Here is a 19,421-nt window from a genome sequence, read left to right as displayed (position 1 = left end):
ATGAATTCATTTATTTAGATAGTCATAAAAAATATTAAAGGCGATATAATGAATAAATATCAAGATAAAAATGTTGTTATTATTGGGCTCGGTGTTACTGGTTTGTCTTGTGTTGATTATTTTATCGCTCAAAATGTTATACCTAAGGTAATTGATACCAGAAAAGAGCCACAAGGGTTGGAGCAATTGGATCTCCGAGTAGCTTGTCACTTAGGAAGTTTTAATTTAGATTGGATATTAGCAGCTGATTTAATTGTGGTTAGTCCAGGTATTGCATTAGCAACGCCAGAATTACAACAAGCTCAACGCAAAGGCGTTGAAATTATTGGCGATATAGAATTATTTTGTCGTGAGCTAAATTTACTAGAAAATAAAAAAATAGTCGCAATTACAGGCGCTAATGGTAAAACGACGGTAACAAGTTTAGTTGGCTCAATTGTTGCTACAGCGGGAATTAAAGTTGCAGTAGGGGGCAACATAGGAAAACCTGCTTTATCATTATTAAATGAAGATCATGATGTATACGTATTAGAGCTATCAAGTTTTCAATTAGAGACAACGAAGAGTTTAAGGGCAACAGCTGCAACTATTTTAAATATTTCAGAAGATCATATGGATCGCTATCCTTTAGGGATCACCCAATATACTGCAGCTAAACAACGTATCTATCATAATGCCAAAAATTGCATTGTGAATCATGATGATAGATTAACTTTTCCAGAAGTTAGGTCTGACAATTCCAACTATATTGAATTTGGTTTGCATAATGGGAAATATCATTTGGATGAAACATTCCAACATCTAATGATAAACGATGATATCGTTCTTGATACAGCCAAGATGAAGCTAATTGGAATACATAATTACCTTAATGCCTTAGCGGCGTTGGCGATTGCTGATTGTCTTGGCATTGACCAAGCTATTAGTTGTAAAGCAATTTGTGAATTTAATGGTTTACCCCATCGCTTTGAACTAATCTCAAAGCGATATAATGTGATGTGGATTAATGATTCTAAAGCAACGAATGTTGGAAGTACTATTGCAGCGTTAAATAGTATAGTGTGCAAAGGAACACTTTTTTTATTATTAGGCGGTGATGGGAAAGCGGCTGATTTTACTCCACTTATTCCTTGTTTAAATCAAGCTTCAATACGAATTTATTGTTATGGTCGAGATAAATTACTATTAGCCCAACTTAAACCAGAAGCTACAACCGTGGTTGATACTTTGCAGGATGCGATGATAATTATCAGGAAACAGATAAAACCCGATGATGTCGTATTACTCTCACCTGCATGCGCTAGTTTAGATCAATTTAAAAATTATATTGAACGTGGCAATGCATTTACCAAACTAGTAGAGGAGCTTGATTAAATGCGATTATTTCGCGTTCGCCAGAACGTTAATGCACAGAAAATGTTTTATGATCGTTCTTTATTGTGGACTGTAATGGGGCTAGTTGCTATTGGATTAATCATGGTAACTTCTGCATCATTGTCTATAAAAGAGACACAACCTCTATTTTACACTCAGCGTGAACTTATACAGCTTGGTCTTTCCTTATTATTAATAGTCATCGTTTTATATATCCCGACTTTTCGCTGGCAACAAGCAAGTGTTGGTTTGTTATTTATTAGCATAGGAATGTTGATAATTGTCTTATTTATTGGTTCTTCAGTAAAAGGTGCTGCCCGGTGGATTCCATTAGGTATATTCAATTTTCAGCCAGCAGAATTATCTAAATTAGCTTTATTTTGTTATTTAGCGAGTTATTTATCGCGTAAAACAAATGAAGTTCAAAGTAGTTTTTGGGGGTTCTTTAAACCCATGACAATTATGTTGGTTTTATCAATTTTATTACTTAAACAACCTGATCTAGGGACTGTAATAGTATTATTTTTTGTTACTCTTGGTATTTTATTTATAGCTGGCGCAAAACTATGGCAATTTATTGCAATTCTAGCGACAGGGATTTTTTCCGTTATTTTACTGATATTATTTGAACCTTATCGTTTTAAACGTTTCACTACTTTTTTAGATCCTTGGAAAGATTCATCAGGATCGGGGTATCAGTTAACTAATTCATTGATGTCAATTGGTCATGGTGGTTTTTGGGGAAAAGGATTAGGAAATTCTGTTCAAAAATTGGGTTATTTACCTGAAGCGCATACTGATTTTATTTTTTCGATTGTTTCTGAAGAACTAGGTTATGTAGGTGTTATCGGGGTATTAGCTCTGCTGTTTTTCTTAACTTTTAAGGCTTTATCAATTGGCTATAGAGCATTAAGTATAGGTTCATTATTTTCGGGTTATTTGGCTTGCCAAATTGGTATATGGTTCGGTTTTCAAACCTTTGTTAATGTTGGTGTAACCTCGGGTATGTTACCGACTAAAGGCTTAACATTACCCTTTATCAGTTATGGTGGATCAAGTTTAATTATTATGAGTTTAGCGGTAGCGATATTGCTACGCATTGATTTTGAATTTCGTCAAGAATCGATACAAGCACGAATAAAGGTTGCTAGATGACAAAAAAATTATTAGTTATGGCTGGTGGTACTGGTGGACATGTTTTTCCTGGTTTGGCAGTGGCGCAAGAATTGATTAAAGAAGGCTGGGAAGTGAGGTGGCTAGGAACTGCTGATCGTATGGAAGCGCAATTAGTTCCTCAGTATGGAATAGAAATTGATTTTATAAAAATAACCGGTATTCGTGGTAAAGGAATTTTAGCAAAATTGTTAGCTCCAATCCGAATAATGAAAGCAGTAATACAGGCTAAACGTATAATTAAAGCTTATCAACCTAACGTAGTATTAGGTATGGGTGGATATGTTTCAGGTCCGGGCGGAATAGCAGCTAAACTTTGTGGTATTCCTGTTGTTTTACATGAGCAAAATGGTGTGGCAGGATTGACCAATAAATGGTTAGCTAAGGTTGCCAAAACGGTCTTACAGGCGTTTCCAACAGCATTTAAACATGCGAAAGTAGTCGGTAATCCAGTTCGCAAGGATGTGCTTTCATTACCTGAACCAAGCGCTAGATTGTCGAATCGTAATGGATCTATAAGAATACTGGTAATGGGAGGCAGTCAAGGTGCTAAAATCTTAAACGATGTAATTCCTAAGGCATTTAAACAAGTCACGAATAGTTATATTATTTGTCATCAAACGGGAAAAGGTGCCAAAGAAGCTGTTTTATCTGCTTACAATGGCATTGATATGACCGAAAATCAAGTCGTTGAATTTATCGATGATGTAGCCGAAGCTTACAATTGGGCTGATATAGTGATTTGTCGCAGTGGTGCACTAACAGTTAGTGAAATTCAAGCGGTTGGTCTAGGTGCAATATTCGTTCCATTTTTGCATAAGGATCGCCAACAATATTGGAATGCTAAACCGTTAGAAAATAAAGGTGCTGCGATCATAATTGAACAGATGGATTTTTCAGTTGATAAATTAGTTGAAGTTTTACAATCATTGGATCGAGATAAGTTGTTGGATATGGCTACAAAGGCGAGGAGTCTGGCAATATCTGACTCTTCGGAACAAGTTGCTCGCGCCATTAAAGATTGTACGATTTAAACTTTTAAAGAATATTTATCAACTTTAAAAAATAGAATTTTTTTAAAGTTAGTAAAAATTAACTTATTATTTATGAATAGATAGAAGATGAACACAAATATTAATGCAACACAATTAGCAGAATTAAGAACAATGATTCCCGAGATGAAACGCGTCAAACAAATCCATTTTGTTGGGATCGGTGGTGCGGGCATGGGAGGAATAGCGGAGGTCCTTGCTAATGAGGGTTATGATATTAGCGGTTCAGATATTGCTGAAAATGCTGTTACTGAGCATTTAGCGAAGTTAGGTGCTAAAATCACTATCGGCCATGATGCTAATAATATTATTAATACTAGTGTCGTGGTAATTTCATCAGCAATAGCCCAAGATAATGTAGAAGTAGTTGCCGCCATTGAAGCTCGAATTCCTGTTATTCAACGGGCTCAAATGTTAGCCGAATTAATGCGTTTTCGTTATGGTATCGCTATAGCAGGTACACATGGTAAAACGACTACAACGGCTATGGTAACAGCAATTTATGCTGAAGCAAAACTTGATCCCACTTTTGTTAATGGTGGTTTAGTCAAAGCTGCAGGTACCCATGCACGTTTAGGGAAAAGCCGTTATTTCATTGCTGAAGCAGATGAAAGTGATGCGTCGTTTTTACATCTACAACCTATGGTCTCAATAGTAACTAATATTGAAGCAGATCATATGGATACCTATAAAGGGAATATCGATAATCTCAAATCAACCTTTATCAACTTTTTACGTAATTTACCATTTTATGGTTTAGCCATTATGTGTTATGACGATCCAATTAACCGTGAATTGATATCGGTGGTTGGACGTAAAATAATTACCTACGGTTTTGATGAGGGAGCAGATGTACTAATTAAAAATTATCGTCAGGAGTTAAATCGCAGCTATTTTACAGTTTGTCGTCCTAATTTTCCTGATTTAAATATCGATCTGAATGCACCGGGTAAACATAATGCATTAAATGCTACAGCTGCATTAATCGCAGCGACTGAGGACGGTATTGAGGATAAATATATATTAACGGCATTGGCTAATTTTGGTGGTACTAATCGTCGTTTTGACTTTTTGGGCAATTATCCTCATCCTAATGGCGGTGATATTATGTTAGTAGATGATTATGGTCATCATCCTAGCGAAGTAAATGCAACGATTCAAGCTGCACGAAATGGTTGGTCAGATAGGCGGTTGGTAATGTTATTCCAGCCACATCGTTATACCCGCACACGTGATTTATTCGATGATTTTGCTCATGTTTTATCACAAGTTGATGCATTGATTATGTTGGATGTTTATGCAGCAGGGGAAAAGCCAATTGCTGGAGCAGATAGTCGAGCATTATGTCGTACTATTCGTAATAGAGGAAAAATTGATCCTATTTATGTATCTGATCTGAATAACTTAGCACAAATACTAACATCAGTTTTAAAAGGTAATGATCTTTTATTAACACAGGGTGCGGGGAGTGTCGGTAAAATCGCGCGTGATTTGTCAAAGACCGGATTATTTCTAGAACAATCTAATTTAGAGGATAACAAATAATGGCGGAAAAAGTCGCAGTATTATTTGGTGGAACTTCTGCTGAACGTGAAGTTTCTTTAAAATCGGGTAATGCAGTGTTAAAAGCACTTGTAGCAAAAGGTGTTGATGCTCATGCTATTGATACTAAATACTACTCAACCACGCAATTAAAAAATGATGGTTTTACCAAAGCCTTTATTGCATTACACGGACGTGGGGGTGAAGACGGTGTGACTCAAGCTATTTTGACCTATCAGAATATACCCTATACGGGAAGTGATGTTCTGTCCTCAGCACTAACAATGGATAAGTTAAAGACCAAACAGATTTGGCAAGCCTGTAATCTACCTATTGCAAATTATATTATGGTTGATAAAAATCACGCTTATAGTATCTCAGAAATTGTTAATCAACTGGGTTTACCTTTATTTGTTAAACCGAGTCATGAAGGATCAAGTGTGGGAATGAGCCGTGTTAATGAAGCAAAAGAATTACAGCAAGCATTAGAACATGCTTTTCAATATGATAATTCGGTAATGGTTGAATCATTTTTAGCGGGTGCTGAATATACCGTAGCTATTGTTGGCGATGAAGTATTACCATCAATCAGAATCAAACCATCCACGTCGTTTTATGACTATAACGCTAAGTATTTGTCTGATGAAACGCAATATTTTTGCCCAAGTGGACTTGATGAAGAGCAAGAAGCTGCTTTGCGTTCATTAGCTTTAAAAGCCTATCAGGCCGTAGGTTGCCGTGGATGGGGACGTGTTGATGTTATGTTTGATGATATTGGCAATCCTTATTTATTGGAGGTTAATACTGCACCAGGAATGACAAACCATAGCCTTGTACCAATGGCTGCTAAACAATATGGTTGGTCATTTGATGATTTGGTTTATCGAATACTATCATTAGCAAACGTATAAATATCAAATTTTATTTATAAATTTGTTTATAATACATGGGTAAATTTCACATAAGCGTATAAAAATATTGAATTTTTTTAAAATTATTGTCATAGTTAAAATTGATTGTAATATAAATTAATAAATCAATAAGTTTACTAAGGAATTGTGATCGTTTAATGGATTTATAAATTATTGTAAAAAATAAACAAAATTTCATAGGCACTTTGGATTAAAGATATTTAATATGAAAAAACCTCAGCAAGCTGCTCAAAGAAAAGAAAGCAAGAAAAAGTTTTTTTTCATTTTTGCTAGTTTTGAGCAATGTTTGGGATTTTTATTCTTTATTGTAGTAATAACAATATGTAGTTGGAGTATAATCACTGTTAAAAATTGGATAGATGATCCTGAGCGAGTTGTGTTATCTCAATTAACATTGAGTGGAGATAATCAATTTACGACAAAACAAGATGTGCGAAAAGCGATATTAGATTTAGGGTTACCTAACACTTACATAGGGCAAAATGTTGATAGTATACAGCAAGAAATTTTGCGTTTACCTTGGATTCAACAAGTAAGTGTTCGTAAGCAATGGCCAGATCGTTTAATTATTCATGTTATTGAATATAAACCAAAATATTTGTGGAATGAAGTCTATTTTTTAGATTCTGAAGGTAATTTATTTAATATACCTAGTGGACGATTTCGAGATGTTAATCTTCCTAAATTATTTGGTCCAATAGGTAAAGAAAAGTTAATTTTGAATAGTTATCAACAATTAGAGACTATTTCTAATACGCTATCTAAAGAAGGTAAACAGCTATTCATTAATTTAGCTTCAGCTGATGAACGTAATGCTTGGCAATTATTATTAAAACCTTGTTTTAGAGGGATTTGTGCTAATAACCAAGATATAAAAGTGATTTTAGGACGAGAACATATTAACGATAGATTTAAACGGTTTATCCGTTTTTATGGAGATATCCAAGCTGATATCCCAAGCAATGAACGAATAAGTGAAGTCGATTTACGTTATGATAATGGTATAGCAGTAAAAAGACAGAAAATTGAATCATAATTAGGGTATGTTATGTATGAAAGCAACAGAAAAAAAGTTAGTTGTCGGACTTGAAGTTGGTACATCAAAAGTACTTACCCTTGTTGGTGAAGTCCTTCCTGATGGAATAGTAAATATTATAGGTGTAGGTCATTGTCCTTCAAAAGGTGTTGATAAAGGAGGCGTTAATGACCTTGAATCTGTTGTAAAATCAATACAACGAGCGGTTGATCAAGCTGAATTAATGGCGGATTGTCAGATTTCCTCAGTTTATCTGGCTTTATCAGGCAAACATATTCGCTGCCAAAATGAAATTGGTATGGTACCTATCGCTGAAGGCGAAGTAAGTAGTGATGATGTTGAAAATGTTGTACATACTGCGAAATCAGTACGTATTTTAGATGAACATCGTATTTTACATGTTATCGCTCAAGAATATTCGATTGATTTACAAGAGGGTATTAAAAATCCTATAGGTCTATCTGGAGTTAGAATTAAATCGAAAGTACATTTGATCACTTGCCATAATGATATGGCAAAGAATATTGTTAAAGCCGTTGAACGATGTGGATTGAAAGTTGATCAATTAATTTTTTCCGGTTTAGCATCCAGTGATGCGGTTCTCACGGATGATGAAAAAGAACTTGGTGCATGTGTAATTGATATGGGTAGTGGTACAATGGATATTACTGTATATACAGGCGGTGCATTAAGACACTCTGTGGTAATTCCTTATGCTGGAAATGTGGTGACCAGCGACATTGCTTATGCTTTTGGAACACCACCAATGGACGCAGAAAATATCAAGATCAAATATGGTTGTGCAGTAGGTTCATTAGTAGGTAAGGATGAAGTCATTGATGTACCAAGTGTAGGCGGACGTCCATCAAGAACATTGCAGCGACAAACTTTAGCAGATGTTATTGAACCAAGATATATTGAACTTTTATCTCTTGTACAAAAAGAATTAACAGTACTTCAAGAAAATTTAAAACAACAAAATGTTAAACATCAGTTAGCCGCAGGTATAGTTTTAACCGGCGGTGCTGCACAAATCAAAGGATTAGTTGAATGTGCTGAGAAAGTGTTCCAGAACCAAGTAAGAATCGGATATCCTTTAAATATATCTGGTTTAACAGATTATGTTCAAAAACCTTATTGTTCCACAGCCGTAGGCTTATTGCATTATGGTAAACAGAGTTTATTAAATGATGACAACGATATTAAGAATAGATCATCATTAAAGGTGCTAGCTAAACGTTTAACAAGTTGGTTTAAGAAAGAATTTTAGCTGGTGATTTTTACAATATTATTTCATTCTCTGCGTGACTTTACTTTCGCTTAACTGTAATATATCCGCAGAGCGATTTTTATACGCGCAGAGTACGTAAATTTGGAGAGTAATTATGTTTGAACCTATGGTTGCATCAAATGAGCCAGTTATTAAAGTTATCGGTGTTGGTGGCGGCGGTGGTAATGCCGTTGAACACATGGTTACGGAGCATATTGAAGGTGTAGAATTTTTTGCAGCTAATACCGACGCTCAAGCTTTGAGAAGAATCAAAGTGGGTCAAACAATACAAATTGGTAGCAATGTTACTAAAGGTTTAGGTGCAGGTGCTAATCCTGAAGTTGGTAGAACTTCAGCTGAAGAAGATCGTGATGTGATTCGCAGTGCACTTGAAGGCGCGGATATGGTATTCATCGCTGCTGGTATGGGCGGGGGTACAGGAACCGGCGCAGCACCTGTTGTGGCTGAAATCGCTAAAGAACTTGGTATTCTTACTGTTGCTGTTGTAACAAAACCATTTGGTTTTGAAGGTAAGAAACGTATGGCTTTTGCTGAACAAGGAATAGCCGAACTTGCCAAACACGTTGACTCTTTGATTACAATTCCAAATGATAAATTATTAAAAGTGCTCGGTCGTGGGGTCACACTTTTAAATGCGTTTTCTGCTGCAAATGGCGTTTTAATGGGGGCAGTACAAGGTATTGCTGAATTAATTACTAAACCGGGTATTATTAACGTTGACTTTGCTGACGTGAGAACAGTAATGTCTGAAATGGGTTATGCAATGATGGGATCCGGCAAAGCGTCAGGAGATAATCGCGCTGAAGAAGCTGCTGAAATGGCAATTTCTAGCCCATTGTTGGAAGATATTGATCTATCTGGTGCTAGGGGTGTACTTGTTAATGTAACGGCAGGTTTTGATTTAAGTTTGGAAGAATTTGATACAGTGGGTCGTACTGTTCAAGCTTTTGCTTCTGATAACGCAACTGTTGTTGTTGGTTCTACAATTGATCCTGAAATGAGCGAAGAGATTCGAGTTACTGTAGTTGCAACAGGTATCGGTATGGATAAACGTCCAGAAGTTAAAATTGTGCAAACGATGCCACAGCGAACTATTTATAACCAAGCAGCATCCACTACACCTCTTACACAAGAAGTAAAACAGGCTCAAGTAGTTAATGATCAGTCTAGTGTCGCTGTAAGTAAAGAAGATTATCTTGATATTCCAGCTTTTTTACGTAAACAAGCGGATTAATTAGAACTTATTGAAAGATTTATTGTCTAATTAGTTGGAAAGAATTAAAAATCGTTATAGCTAAATAATGATAGGTGCGAAGTGAAACAAAGAACATTGAAATCCAAAATACAAACGACAGGTGTTGGCTTACATACAGGTAAGAAAGTAACACTGACGTTGAGACCTGCGCCAGATAATACGGGAATTATTTACCGCCGTACTGATTTAAATCCGCCTGTTGATTTTCCTGTCGATGCTAAATCAGTGCGCGATACAATGTTGTGTACATGTTTAGTTAATGAAGACAATATCCGTATTTCTACCGTAGAACATATTAATGCGGCTTTAGCGGGATTGGGTATTGATAATTTGATTATAGAGGTAGATGCACCAGAAATTCCTATTATGGATGGTAGTGCTAGCCCATTTATTTACTTGCTTTTAGATGCAGGTATTGAAGAACAATCAGCACTTAAGCAGTTTTTGCGGGTGAAAGAGGTCGTTCGCGTTGAGAATGGTGATAAATGGGCTGAAATTAGACCATATACTGGTTTTAAGCTTGATTTTACTATTGATTTTCATCATCCTGCGATTGATAGTAGTTCACAACGTTATCAAATGGATTTTTCATCTGAATCTTTTATACGCCAAATTAGCCGAGCTAGAACGTTTGGTTTTATGCGTGATATTGAAATGCTACAATCTAAAGGATTATGTTTAGGTGGTAGTCTTGATTGTGCTATTGTAGTGGATGATTATCGTGTATTAAATGAAGATGGCTTACGATTTGAAGATGAATTCGTAAGACATAAAATGCTTGATACAATTGGTGATTTATATATGAGTGGTCATAACATGTTAGGTGAAGTCGTATGTTATAAATCAGGTCATGCATTAAATAACCAATTATTGCAGGCACTTTTAGCTAAGCAAGAAGCATGGGAGCTTGTCACATTTGATGATGCCCAATCTGTTCCTGTAGCATTAGGCACACCATCTTTAGTATTAGCTTAGTTTAAGCTTATAATTACGACGCTTTCATTTTAATTAATGAAAGCGTTTTTTTATTGCTAAAAAAGGTCATAATTATGAATACAAGTCATTTTTTTGCACATTTATCGCGATTAAAATTAATTAATCGGTGGCCATTAATGCGTAATGTTAGGACAGAAAATGTCTCAGAACACAGTTTACAGGTTGCATTTGTTGCTCATGCTTTAGCGATAATTAAAAATCGTAAATTTAATGGTCTAGTTAATCCCGAACATATTGCTTTGATGGCAATGTATCATGATAGTTCAGAAGTACTAACAGGTGACATGCCAACACCGACAAAATACTATAATCCTCAAATTACTGCGGAATACAAAAAAATTGAGAAAATTGCACAAAATAAACTAATTGCAATGCTACCTGATGAGCTTCAAGATGATTTTCGTCCTTTGATTGATGATGATTATTATACTGATGAAGAGAAACATATTGTCAAACAAGCAGATGCTTTATGCGCATATTTAAAAACCATAGAGGAATTAAGTGCCGGAAATAATGAATTTAAACTAGCAGAACAACGATTAAAAAAAACTTTATCAGAACGCAGTAGTCCTGAAATGGAATATTTTATGGAAATCTTTGTGCCTAGTTTTAGCTTATCGCTTGATGAAATATCTTCTGATTAGATAAAATTAGGTGTGATTTTTATGAGAAATCTTGCCTAAAAATTATAAATTTTCAAAAAAAAGTTAAAATTTATCAAATAGTTGTTGTTTTTCTGTAAACTTAGATGTATAAAGTAAAGGAATATTAAATAATATTCACAATTTTTGTAAATCTAACTAAGGATTTTGAAATGGCTAAAACTCCAACTACCAAAGAAGCAGTAAAAACTCCTGCTAAAGCACCATCAAAAGCACCAGCTAAAAAGAAATAATTTTTAGCTCATATTCTATTAAAGGGCGAAAGCCCTTTTATTTTATGAAGAATTGACAATTAAATAAGGATCAGGATAACTAAAAACAGTTAACAAAATAAAATGATATTGTGCGAATTGATATTATCATTCTATTTTGATCTATTCAATTGTCATAATCAAAGACGATTATTTATGTTCAATAATTCTTGGAAATTGTTCATCTGAACGTAAGGTTAGAACTTCAGCACCATTATCTGTTACAAGAATAGTATGTTCATACTGAGCAGATAAACCATGGTCTTTTGTTTTTACAGTCCAACCATCTTTCATTGTTCGAGTACGCCAGTCGCCAGTGTTAACCATAGGTTCGATAGTAAAAGTCATTCCCGCCTGCAAAATAACGCCTCCATCATCGGCATTATAATGTAGAACTTGTGGTTCATCATGATAGATTTCACCAATACCATGACCGCAATATTCACGAACACTCGAAAAACCAAATGATTCAACATAGCGTTGGATAGTTTTGCCGATTTCACGTAATCGCAAACCCGGTTTTATAATTTTGATAGCTTCATAAAGGCTGTTTTGTGTAACATCACACAATTTCTTGCCTGCTATCGTGGGTTTTCCAGCAATATACATTCTAGAAGTATCACCATGATATCCATCCTTGATGACAGTTACATCAATATTAAGAATATCACCATCTTTTATTTTCTTATCAAAACTTGGAATACCATGACAAACTACATCATTAATTGAAATACAACTTGTATGTTGATAACCGCTATATCCGATATTTGCAGGAATAGCTTTTTGAACATTAACGATATGTTCATAGCAGATTTGGTCAAGTTCACCAGTAGAAATACCTGGCTTTACGTAGGGAGCGACAATTTCGAGAACTTCGGCCGCTAATTTCCCAGCGACTCTCATTTTCTCGATTTCATCAGGGGTTTTTAATCTAATAGCCATGAGAACGTCCTAATTTATAAATGACACCTATAGTAGCATAATTATATTTAAACTTACCAATAGCAGGTAAAGTATCAATAACAATTAATATTAACCATAATAGTTAAGGATTTTTGATACTAACAAAATCAATAATATTAATCTAATAATTATCGGATAAATTTTTCAAAATCTAATTCGATTCTTTGAAATGTTGAAGCTGTTCTTCACTTCGTCTAAAAATCCATTTATTCTCACTGGATAGTTGCTTATTATATTGATAACCTGAAAGGTTAAAAGATTGAACATCTTTGATATTAGATAGCTGATGTTTAATTATATAGCGGCTCATTAATCCACGAGCTTTCTTGGCATAAAAACTAATCACTTTAAAATCACCTTTACTTTCATCAAGGAAAATAGGTTCAATCACCTTATGATGTAATTGCTTAGTTTTGACGACTTTGAAATACTCATTAGATGCAAGATTGATTAAATTCTCATTTTGACTTAATTGTTGAACAAGTTGTTTAGTTATAACATCATCCCAAAATTGATAAAGATTATTATGTGTACCATTTTTAAGTTTAATGCCCATCTCTAATCGATATGGTTGAATTAAATCAAGTGGTCTAAGTAAACCATATAAACCAGATAAAATTCTAAGATGTTTTTGAGCATAATCAAAGTCCAACTGTGTAAAATCGTCAACCGCTAAACCTTCATATACATCGCCTTTAAAAGCCAAAATAGCTTGACGCGCATTAGATAAATTAAAATCTGGTTGCCAATTTTGGAAACGATGATAATTAACCTCAGCCAAATTATCACTGATTTTCATCAATTGACTTATATCATCAACAGAAAGTTTTTGACAGCATTGTATTAAGTCAGTGGAATATTGAAGTAACTCAGGTAGTGTATATTGTTGTGTTAGGAGAGAAGAATGATAATCAAGTGTTTTCGATGGAGAAAGTAAAATCAGCATAATAACCTTATAGTTTATAACTTTATAGTTTGTTTCATTTTTCTTTAATTATCCTATGTATTATTGAAAAATATAACTAATTAAAATGATAGTCATTTTATTATTATTCGTAATGGATAAAATTTGATAGTATCATAATTATTAGATGTTAACATTTTCGGAGGATAAATTATGAATCCATGTAAAAAAGAAGCACATGAAATTAAATCTTGGGCATCAACGCGTCAAACATCTGTAGAAATTGCTGAGGCAATTTTTGAGTTAGCTAATTATGATGAGGTACTAGCAGAAAAAATTTGGGAAGAGGGGAATGATGAAGTTTTACCATTAGCTTTTTCCAAAACGGATGCGGATCAATTATTTTGGGGTGAACAAACAATTGATCGTAAGAATATTTAAAGAATAAGATGTTAACCATATTTTTGAGTACCCGGCCAGAAATTTACCAAAATAATCATATTATTTTTAGTGATTTGATTTTGGTGGAAGGTACTCAATATCAGTTATTAACAATAAAATATAATTTAGCTAAATTAGAAAAGATTTTTATCTCATATTCACATAATGATCATTATCTAGATTGCCCTAAAGAATTAGTAACTTGATTACTCAAACATAGTAGAAGGAAACTAATAAGTATTTGCTTACACTTAAAAATGCCTAAGATATTGAATAATTTTATCTATAATAATAGCAATTATGATAATTTCCTTTAAAATTCAAGTAACGATTGCACTTACCGATACTTTATCAATCATCATATTTTAAAATTTGAAGATAAAATTGTTAAAAAAAAGTTGCACTTTTATGAAAAGCGAGTATTTTTAATACTAATCCAGTTTAAAGAAAGTAAATTATTTATAATAGAAAGATACAAGTTGTTATGAGCTTTTTAAATATCCTTATCGTCCTTATTAGCATTGTTAGCGTCGTCATTATACCGACGCGGGGGCGCTATTGAATTAGAATGTCATACTGACGATTTAAAACCCCCGCAAATTTGTAGGGGTTTTTTTTATTAAGCATATAAATAAACGACAAGAGGTTGGTAAGAATGATGACAGGTGCACAATGGATAGTTGAATCATTAAAAAAGCATGGTATTAAAACCGTTTTTGGTTACCCGGGTGGTCAAATAATGCCTTTATATGATGCACTATATGACGGTGGTTTAGAACATCTCTTATGTCGTCACGAGCAAGGTGCTGCTTTTGCTGCTATAGGCTATGCAAGGGCAACAGGACAAACAGGTGTATGTATTGCAACATCAGGTCCAGGTGCAACAAATTTAATTACAGGATTAGCGGATGCACTTGTTGATTCAGTACCTATTGTTGCTATTACAGGGCAAGTTCCTACATCACTAATAGGTACCGATGCATTTCAAGAAGTTGATATGTTAGGAATGTCGTTTGGATGTACTAAATACAGTTTTTTAGTTGATGATCCTAAGTTACTTCCCGATATTATTGAACAGGCTTTTATGATAGCCAATTCTGGACGTCCTGGACCAGTTTTGATTGACATTCCTAAAGATATTCAATTAGCTAAAGAGGATTATGAAAAGTATTTACATAAGTCGAGTTATTATCAATCATCAGCATTATCTTCTTCTTTAAACTCTTCTCAGCTATCACCATCAATATTAGACGCCATTCAATCTGCCAACCAAATGATTCAACATGCAAAGAAACCAATACTCTATATTGGTGGTGGCATTATTATAGCTAATGCAGTCCCCGAATTACGTCAGTGGATAGAAAATACGTCAATACCAGCAGTTTGTACATTAAAAGGGATAGGTGCCCTTGATATCAATGATCCTTGTTACCTAGGTATGGTTGGTATGCATGGATTTAAATCAGCTAATCTGGCTGTTCAGGAATGTGATTTATTAATCGCGATAGGGGTAAGATTTGACGATCGTGTAACAGGCAACCTTAACCAATTTGCGAGTCAAGCTAAAGTAATACATATTGATATTGATACAGCAGAAATAGGCAAATTAAAACTTGCTCATGTTGAGATAGCTGCTGATGCCAAAAAAGTATTACCATTATTAACTCAGTCTGTAGATATTACAGAATGGCGTCAACATATATTACAACTGAAAATTGCTTATCCAGCTAGATATGATCATCCCGGCAAAGGCATTTATGCCCCCTTATTGTTAAAACAGTTATCTGATATTATTTTAGAACGTAAACATTTAAATGCTATTGTGACTACAGATGTGGGTCAACATCAAATGTGGACAGCACAACATATGTTATTTGCTAGTGAAAATACCTTTATCAGCTCTTGTGGATTAGGTACTATGGGATTTGGATTGCCATCCGCAATTGGTGTACAGATTGCCAAACCTAATAATTGCGTAATCTGCATTTCCGGAGATGGTTCATTTATGATGAATGTTCAAGAGCTAACGACGATTAAACGTAAACAATTACCCATCAAAATAATATTGATTGATAATTCGCGTTTAGGAATGGTTCGACAATGGCAACAACTTTTTTTCAATGAACGTTATAGTGAAACAGATCTCTCTGATAATCCTGATTTTATTACTTTAGCTCAAGCGTTCAATATTCCTGGAATTACAATTACAGAAAAAGAACAAGTTTTACCTGCCATAAATCAGCTTTTAACCAGTAAAGGGGCATTCCTATTACATGTTAAGATAGATGAAATGGAAAACGTTTGGCCATTAGTCCCGCCTGGTGCGGCTAATCATGATATGCTTGATTCATTAGAAAAAGAAGGCGCTTAATTATATGGAAAATTATCAATTAATCATAAAAGCTTATGATAGATCAGGTGCTTTAGAGCGAATATTAAGAGTGATTCGTCATCGTGGTGGTTATATTCAATCTATGAATATGCATGCGGAGCAAAACAAAGAACTATTAGTAAAATTTGATTTAATTAACAGTAAAGCTAAATCACAAATAACAACACAATTACTTAAACTGGCTGATATTATCGCAATTGATTAAATTTGGTCAGAATCAGAAATTTAACAACACAATAAGTTATAAATTAGAGGAATTTTAACATGACAACAACTGCAAAGGCTGATTATATTTGGTTTAATGGTGAAATGATTAAATGGGACGAAGCAAAAGTCCATGTTATGTCTCATGCATTACATTATGGCACATCTGTTTTTGAAGGTGTGCGTTGTTACGAAACCCATAATGGTCCAGCAGTATTTCGTCATCGCGAACACATGCAACGGTTACATGACTCAGCCAAAATATATCGTATGCCAATTAGTTACTCTGTTGATGAATTAATGAGTGCTACTCGCCAGACTTTAATCAAAAATAATCTAAACAGTGCTTATATACGTCCTTTGGTATTTATTGGTGACGTAGGAATGGGAGTGAATCCACCCGCCGGTTACAAAACAGATGTTATTATTGCCGCTTTCCCATGGGGTGCATATTTAGGTCCGGAAGCATTGGAACAAGGTATTGATGCAATGGTATCATCATGGAATCGTTCTGCACCTAATACTATACCAACAGCTGCTAAAGCCGGCGGAAATTATTTATCATCACTATTAGTTGGTAGTGAAGCTCGTCGTCATGGCTATCAAGAAGGTATCGCACTTGATGTTCATGGTTATGTGTCAGAAGGTGCGGGTGAAAATATTTTTATTGTAAAAAATAATATTCTATTTACACCAACTTTAACATCAGCTGCACTGCCAGGTATTACGCGTGATGCAATCTTAACATTAGCTAGAGATTTAGGTATTGAAATTCGTGAGCAAACGCTTTCACGCGAATCACTTTATTTGGCTGATGAAGTATTTATGACAGGAACCGCTGCTGAAATTACGCCAGTACGTAGTATTGATGGTATCCAAGTTGGTATTGGTCGCTGTGGACCGACTACTAAGCGAATTCAACAAGCATTCTTTGGATTATTTAATGGTAAAACAGAAGATAAGTATCACTGGTTAGATAGCGTAAAATAATCTCAGTTGGCTAATCAATGCAGAATTTAAATTCTGCATTATTTTTAATAATCAAATAGTTAATTAATATATTATTTCAAGAAAAGGAATTGGGAGCATTTTATGCCGAAGTATCGTTCAGCAACATCAGTAGAAGGTCGTAATATGGCAGGCGCACGGGCATTATGGCGTGCTACTGGCGTTAAAAATGAAGATTTTGGTAAACCGATCATTGCTGTTGTTAATTCATTCACACAATTTGTACCCGGTCATGTACATTTAAAAGATATTGGCCAATTAGTTGTTAAAGAGATTGAGGCGGCGGGAGGAATTGCCAAGGAGTTTAATACTATTGCTGTAGATGATGGTATTGCTATGGGGCATGGTGGAATGTTGTACTCATTACCTTCACGAGAATTAATTGCTGATTCTGTTGAATATATGGTTAATGCTCATTGTGCTGATGCTATGGTTTGTATTTCTAATTGCGATAAAATTACCCCAGGAATGTTAATGGCAGCATTGAGAATTAACATACCTGTAATTTTTGTATCGGGCGGACCAATGGAAGCCGGTAAGACTAAATTGTCTGATCAGATTATTAAACTTGATTTAATTGATGCAATGATTCAAAGTGCTGATCCTACCGTTGCCGATAATGTTAGCCAACAAATTGAAGAAACTGCTTGCCCAACCTGTGGTTCTTGTTCTGGTATGTTTACGGCTAATTCAATGAACTGTTTAACTGAAGCTTTAGGATTAGCACTACCAGGTAATGGTTCGCTTGTAGCGACACACAAACAACGTGAAGCATTATTCAAACAAGCAGCAAAACATATTGTTACGATTACCAAACGTTATTATGAACAAGATGATGTTTCAGTGCTACCACGTTCAATAGCCACAAAAGCAGCATATGAAAATGCTATGTCATTAGATATTGCGATGGGAGGCTCAACCAATACGGTACTTCATTTATTAGCTACGGCGCAAGAAGGTGAAATTGATTTCACTATGTCGGATATTGATCGTTTATCTCGTAAAGTTCCACATTTATGCAAAGTTGCACCAAGTACACAAATTTATCACATGGAAGATGTTCATCGAGCAGGTGGGGTAGTTGGTATCATGGCAGAACTCGATCGTGCCGGTTTACTAAATCGAAATGTTAAAAATGTACTAGGCTTAAATTTGGAAGAAACATTTACCAAATACGATATTATGCAAACGAAAGATGAAGACGTGAAAAAAATGTATCGTAGTGGTCCGGCAGGTATTAGGACAACTAAAGCCTTCTCTCAGGATTGTTATTGGGATAGCCTTGATAATGATCGCCAAAATGGTTGTATTCGTGACAAAGCCCATGCTTATAGTCAAGATGGCGGATTGGCAACACTATATGGTAACGTTGCGATAGATGGAGCAATTGTTAAAACGGCTGGTGTTGCAGCTGAAAATCTTGTATTTAGAGGACCAGCTAAAGTATTTGAAAGTCAAGAAGATGCGGTCAGTGCGATTTTGGGGGGGAGGATTTTAGAAGGTGATGTTGTTGTTATCATTTACGAAGGTCCTAAAGGTGGACCAGGCATGCAAGAGATGCTTTACCCTACAAGTTATCTGAAATCAATGGGATTAGGTAAAAAATGTGCGCTAATTACCGATGGTCGTTTTTCCGGTGGTTCATCAGGATTATCTATTGGACATATTTCACCAGAAGCCGCAAATGGTGGCGTTATTGGTTTAGTCCGAGATGGCGACATTATTGATATTGATATTCCAAATCGTAAATTGGTTCTAGATGTTCCTGAAGTTGAACTAGAAATGCGTCGTGTTGCAGAACAGGCGAGAGGGGATAAAGCATGGACGCCACACAATCGAGATCGTCAAGTTTCCTATGCTTTAAAAGCTTATGCTAGCTTGGCAACCAGTGCCGACAAAGGTGCCGTTAGAGATAAAAGTAAACTAGCGGGTTAAGGCGGAAAAG

The 19,421-nt window shown here is 35.1% G+C and carries 17 protein-coding genes; 15 read left to right on the top strand and 2 right to left on the bottom strand.

Translation table 11 applies throughout. From position 1 onward, the window contains the following. The first annotated feature begins 48 nt into the window (after positions 1-48). The 10 genes from murD to yfbR all read left to right on the top strand — a co-directional run bounded on the left by murD (position 49) and on the right by yfbR (position 11,295). Entirely contained in the window at positions 49-1,374 is a 1,326-nt protein-coding gene (gene murD / locus FPB0191_RS08480; RefSeq protein WP_039105328.1) for a UDP-N-acetylmuramoyl-L-alanine--D-glutamate ligase, read from the top strand. Next, on the top strand, positions 1,375-2,529 hold the full coding sequence (ftsW, locus tag FPB0191_RS08475) for a cell division protein FtsW (protein ID WP_052236889.1): 1,155 nt from the start codon (positions 1,375-1,377) through the stop codon (positions 2,527-2,529). It abuts the gene before it with no gap. Continuing rightward, positions 2,526-3,581 carry an undecaprenyldiphospho-muramoylpentapeptide beta-N-acetylglucosaminyltransferase gene (murG, locus tag FPB0191_RS08470; protein WP_039105326.1) on the top strand — a complete coding sequence of 352 codons (1,056 nt, stop codon included), beginning with the start codon at positions 2,526-2,528 and terminating at the stop codon, positions 3,579-3,581. The genes ftsW and murG overlap by 4 nt, the downstream gene beginning before the upstream one ends. A gap of 87 nt (positions 3,582-3,668) precedes the next feature. Then, positions 3,669-5,144 carry a UDP-N-acetylmuramate--L-alanine ligase gene (gene murC, locus FPB0191_RS08465; RefSeq protein ID WP_173405094.1) on the top strand — a complete coding sequence of 492 codons (1,476 nt, stop codon included), beginning with the start codon at positions 3,669-3,671 and terminating at the stop codon, positions 5,142-5,144. Then, positions 5,144-6,052 (top strand): D-alanine--D-alanine ligase, encoded by a 909-nt coding sequence (locus FPB0191_RS08460; RefSeq protein ID WP_039105324.1) that lies wholly within the window; start codon positions 5,144-5,146, stop codon positions 6,050-6,052. Before murC ends, FPB0191_RS08460 begins: the two co-directional genes overlap by 1 nt. A gap of 226 nt (positions 6,053-6,278) precedes the next feature. Next, a complete protein-coding gene (locus FPB0191_RS08455; protein WP_052236888.1) occupies positions 6,279-7,109 on the top strand; it encodes a cell division protein FtsQ/DivIB in 831 nt (276 codons plus the stop codon). Positions 7,110-7,125: 16 nt separating this feature from the next. Then, the gene (ftsA, locus tag FPB0191_RS08450; protein WP_039105323.1) at positions 7,126-8,379 is read left to right on the top strand and encodes a cell division protein FtsA; all 1,254 of its coding nucleotides are present in this window, start codon (positions 7,126-7,128) and stop codon (positions 8,377-8,379) included. 115 nt (positions 8,380-8,494) lie between these two features. Then, positions 8,495-9,634, top strand: a complete 1,140-nt coding sequence (gene ftsZ / locus FPB0191_RS08445; RefSeq protein ID WP_039105321.1) for a cell division protein FtsZ — start codon at positions 8,495-8,497, stop codon at positions 9,632-9,634. A gap of 81 nt (positions 9,635-9,715) precedes the next feature. Then, complete coding sequence (gene lpxC, locus FPB0191_RS08440; RefSeq protein ID WP_039105319.1) at positions 9,716-10,630, top strand: UDP-3-O-acyl-N-acetylglucosamine deacetylase; 915 nt, start codon at positions 9,716-9,718, stop codon at positions 10,628-10,630. 74 nt (positions 10,631-10,704) lie between these two features. Next, complete coding sequence (yfbR, locus tag FPB0191_RS08435) at positions 10,705-11,295, top strand: 5'-deoxynucleotidase (protein ID WP_039105318.1); 591 nt, start codon at positions 10,705-10,707, stop codon at positions 11,293-11,295. A gap of 419 nt (positions 11,296-11,714) precedes the next feature. On the opposite strand, the gene map is transcribed toward yfbR, so the two are convergent. Both map and yaaA read right to left on the bottom strand, forming a co-directional pair. Beyond that, positions 11,715-12,506 carry a type I methionyl aminopeptidase gene (map, locus tag FPB0191_RS08430; RefSeq protein ID WP_039105316.1) on the bottom strand — a complete coding sequence of 264 codons (792 nt, stop codon included), beginning with the start codon at positions 12,504-12,506 and terminating at the stop codon, positions 11,715-11,717. A 172-nt stretch (positions 12,507-12,678) separates the two neighbouring features. Then, positions 12,679-13,473, bottom strand: a complete 795-nt coding sequence (gene yaaA, locus FPB0191_RS08425) for a peroxide stress protein YaaA (RefSeq protein ID WP_039105314.1) — start codon at positions 13,471-13,473, stop codon at positions 12,679-12,681. 171 nt (positions 13,474-13,644) lie between these two features. Between yaaA and FPB0191_RS08420 the strand changes: the two genes are divergently transcribed. The 5 genes from FPB0191_RS08420 to ilvD all read left to right on the top strand — a co-directional run bounded on the left by FPB0191_RS08420 (position 13,645) and on the right by ilvD (position 19,411). Then, complete coding sequence (locus FPB0191_RS08420) at positions 13,645-13,872, top strand: YccJ family protein (protein WP_039105312.1); 228 nt, start codon at positions 13,645-13,647, stop codon at positions 13,870-13,872. Positions 13,873-14,530: 658 nt separating this feature from the next. Continuing rightward, positions 14,531-16,243 (top strand): acetolactate synthase 2 catalytic subunit, encoded by a 1,713-nt coding sequence (ilvG, locus tag FPB0191_RS08410; protein WP_039106942.1) that lies wholly within the window; start codon positions 14,531-14,533, stop codon positions 16,241-16,243. 4 nt (positions 16,244-16,247) lie between these two features. After that, entirely contained in the window at positions 16,248-16,469 is a 222-nt protein-coding gene (locus FPB0191_RS08405; protein ID WP_039105309.1) for an ACT domain-containing protein, read from the top strand. Between the two features lie 59 nt (positions 16,470-16,528). Continuing rightward, positions 16,529-17,458, top strand: a complete 930-nt coding sequence (locus FPB0191_RS08400) for a branched-chain amino acid transaminase (RefSeq protein ID WP_039105307.1) — start codon at positions 16,529-16,531, stop codon at positions 17,456-17,458. Between the two features lie 102 nt (positions 17,459-17,560). Next, entirely contained in the window at positions 17,561-19,411 is a 1,851-nt protein-coding gene (gene ilvD / locus FPB0191_RS08395; RefSeq protein WP_039105305.1) for a dihydroxy-acid dehydratase, read from the top strand. Positions 19,412-19,421: the final 10 nt, after the last annotated feature.

The sequence above is a fragment of the Frischella perrara genome, from assembly GCF_000807275.1.
Lineage (GTDB): Bacteria > Pseudomonadota > Gammaproteobacteria > Enterobacterales > Orbaceae > Frischella > Frischella perrara.
The sequence above is the reverse complement of the archived record's forward strand: the minus strand, read 5'-3'. Positions and strand labels throughout refer to the sequence as shown.